The 2961-nt window shown below is 47.0% G+C and carries 2 protein-coding genes; both read left to right on the forward strand.

Going from position 1 to position 2961, the window contains the following annotated elements; genetic code table 11:
• On the forward strand, window positions 1-1497 hold a 1497-nt coding region (locus tag G4P69_RS36675; RefSeq protein ID WP_208354761.1), incomplete at its 5' end, for a DUF1800 domain-containing protein.
• 32 nt (window positions 1498-1529) lie between these two features.
• A complete protein-coding gene (locus tag G4P69_RS36680) occupies window positions 1530-2771 on the forward strand; it encodes a DUF1501 domain-containing protein (protein ID WP_208341795.1) in 1242 nt (413 codons plus the stop codon).
• Window positions 2772-2961 lie beyond the last annotated feature (190 nt).

Consider the following 2961-nt stretch of genomic DNA (forward strand, 5'->3'; position numbering starts at 1 on the left):
CTCAGCTTCGGGGCGCGCCCTGGGGACGTTGAAACTGTTGAAAAACTGGGAGTTGAAGGCTATATCCAGCAGCAACTTCATCCCGAATCAATTCCTGAACCCCAAGCCGTAACTACCCAACTTTCCCAATTAGAAACGCTCAATCTCACCCCTCTACAACTCTTTGAGCAGATTAGTCTACCGAAATTGCCTAAAGGGCAAGCCCAAACACCAGAGCAAAAACGCGCCTTCCGTAAAAAAATGGCTCATGTGCGAGAACAGGCAGAGCAAGCACGCTTACTGGAAGCAACGCAAAGTCCACGTCAACTTCAAGAAGTCATGGTTGATTTTTGGTACAACCACTTTAACGTGTTTTCACGTAAAGGCATCGATGAGATGTTAGTCGGAGCCTACGAACAAGAGGCTATACGTCCTTATGCCCTTGGTCGTTTTCGCGACTTATTAGAAGCAACCGCTCATCATCCAGCGATGCTGTATTATCTTGATAATTGGCAAAATACTGCGCCCAACACTTCAGGTAAGGGTAAGCGAACACAAGGATTAAACGAAAACTACGCACGTGAGCTAATGGAATTGCATACGCTGGGCGTAGATGGAGGATATACTCAGCAGGATGTGATTACTCTGGCAAAGATCCTTACAGGTTGGACATTCCGTAGAGCGCCACAACCCGGAGTTGATCAGAATGGTTTCTACTTCGATGCCAAGCGTCACGACTTTAGCGACAAGGTATTTTTAGGACATACTATTAAAGGCAGCGGCATAGCTGAAGGGGAGCAAGCGCTGGATATTTTGGCAAAGAGTCCAGCAACGGCTCATCACATTAGCTATCAACTAGCACAATACTTCGTTGCAGATCAGCCTCCTAAAAAGCTAGTAGATAGACTGTCGCAAAAATTCTTAGCAACTGATGGCAATATTCGAGAGGTATTATCTACCCTGTTTCACAGTCCAGAATTCCAAGATAGTCATACTTATAACGCCAAGTTTAAAACACCCTATCAGTATGCAGTTTCATCTGTGCGAGCAACCGGAATTGAAGTCCGCAATTTTCGTCCCATTCTGGGCTTACTGCAACAGCTTGGAATGCCTATCTACGGATGTTTAACCCCTGATGGATACAAAAACACTGAGGATGTTTGGTTGAACCCCGATGCAATAACTCGGCGGATCAGCTTTGCCACCACCCTTGCGAGTGGGCGCTTACCGCTCACAGTAGCACCGGTTACACCACCAACCGTTCGCCAAGTGCCTACAAGCGAAACTCGTATCGGTCGATTGATTCCACGACTAAGCTTTGGTGGAGTCCAACCCACACCGCCAATGCAGCCCGCTATAAACAGCCCAACTCCTCCAGTCACGCCTGTTGATCCGGATCAACTCTCAAATACATTGGGAAATTTGTTTCCCGGACAAACCCAGCAAGTAATCGCCACTAGTCCCCCCAAGCTTCGCGCGGCTCTCATGTTGGGTAGCCCAGAGTTTACACGGCGTTAAAGAACTGATTGCACACCTAAATTAACTTGTATATGAAAAGACGACAATTGCTTCAAGCTGGACTTGCTTGCGCTTCAACCCTGGTAGCTGTCGGAAGCCACAGTTGGTTTGCCAGATCCGATGCTCAAAGCATAACATCAGGAACGAATCCAAAAAGATTGATTGTAATTTTTTTGCGTGGTGCGGTTGATGGTTTAAACGTTGTCGTTCCCTACCGCGAGGCTGCCTACTATGATGCTCGAGCAACGATCGCAATTCCTCAACCAGGTCAAAACGGCGGCGCACTCGATCTTGATGGTCAGTTTGGTCTACATCCCGCGCTTGCGCCGATTTTACCACTCTGGCAACAGGGTAGCTTAGCTTTTGTGCATAGTTCTGGATCTCGTGACGCGACGCGATCGCACTTTGAAGCTCAAGATAATATGGAAAGCGGAATAACAGGTACACAAAAGATACACGATGGCTGGATGAATAGATTACTCAGTAGCTTATCTGGCAAGAATCCTATTCAAGCAGTCAATGTTGGAGATGTAACTCCCCGCATATTATCAGGTCGGATGCCGGTTGCTACTCTAGGATTGGGACGACGGGCTGCGAATCCGATTTCTCTTGATCGACCGCAAGTAGGTAATGCCTTTGATCGTCTTTACAGCGGGAACGACAAGATAAGTCAAGCATATCAAGAAGGTCGAGTTGCACGCAAAGCCTTGTTAGCAGACTTGGAAGCTGATATGAAAATGGCAAACAAAGGAGCGCCACTTCCCTCTGGTTTTGCCAGCGACGCACAGCACCTAGCACAAATTATGAACAAAGATCCAAGAGTTGTACTAGCATTTATGGCTCTCGGTGGCTGGGATACTCACGTTAATCAGGGTGCAAGTCAAGGTCAACTTGCCAGGAATCTAGAGCAGTTGGGTAAGGGGTTAGCAGTGCTGCAAACAACCCTAGGTTCAACTTATACAGACACGAATATTCTGGTTATGTCGGAATTCGGTCGCACAGTTCATGAAAATGGCGATGGTGGGACTGATCATGGGCATGGAAATGTGATGTGGCTATTAGGGGGTGGTGTTCGAGGTGGCAAGGTGTACGGTGATTGGCGAGGGTTAGCGAGCGACCAACTTTACCAACAGCGAGACTTAGCAGTAACAACTGATTTCCGAGATGTAATTGCGGCGTTACTAGAGCGCCATTTACACCTGCCAGATCGTGCGCTTAGCCAAATTCTTCCAAGTTATCAACCAATGCAAAAGAATTTACCGCTCTACGGGTAACTGACTATCTTGCACCTGGGCTGTCACCCAGCCAGCGATTTAAATCGCTGGCTAATAGCTAAAGTCCTCTGAAGAGGACTGATCAAGGATATTAGTCCATTTCAATGGACTTAAGCTATAAATCATACAATTAACAAAGCAGTTGTAAATGTAAACCCATGAGTTCTCAAGCACGACGCTTTCTGATTAT

Source organism: Aetokthonos hydrillicola CCALA 1050 (assembly GCF_017591665.1).
Classification (GTDB): Bacteria; Cyanobacteriota; Cyanobacteriia; order Cyanobacteriales; family Nostocaceae; genus Aetokthonos; species Aetokthonos hydrillicola.

Coding starts and splice junctions, on each gene's coding strand:
- G4P69_RS36680 (WP_208341795.1), top strand. CDS start 1,530: ATGAAAAGACGACAATTGCTTCAAGCTGGACTTGCTTGCGCTTCAACC.